At 47.0% G+C, this 251-nt stretch carries 1 pseudogene; it reads left to right on the top strand.

Annotation, left to right across the window (positions count from 1 at the left end):
- Nucleotides 1–251 (top strand): annotated as a pseudogene (locus tag CF394_RS00395) (phage portal protein); the annotation flags it as partial.

Genomic DNA, 251 nt, shown 5'->3' with positions numbered 1-251 from the left:
GAAGGACGCACCGTGTATCCTTCCTCCAGAGATTATCAAGCCATCGCCCGTATTGTTGCCATTGGCGTTCCTGTAACACAAACAATCAAATGGCTTGAGGAATGCTTTCAAGCCTTTGAAAACCGGCGGACCGCCGCTTCAGAAACAATCAAGGCCTTTCGCTACTGCTCAAAATTCATTGAAGACCGATTTTTAGCGCAGCAGGCCAAAAACAATGCCGCAATTCAACAAGAGAGGATGGAAAGACATGA

It is taken from the genome of Tetzosporium hominis, assembly GCF_002265435.1.
GTDB classification, from domain to species: Bacteria; Bacillota; Bacilli; order Bacillales_A; family Planococcaceae; genus Chryseomicrobium; species Chryseomicrobium hominis.
Note: the sequence above shows the minus strand (reverse complement) of the source record. Positions and strands in the feature narration are given on the sequence as shown.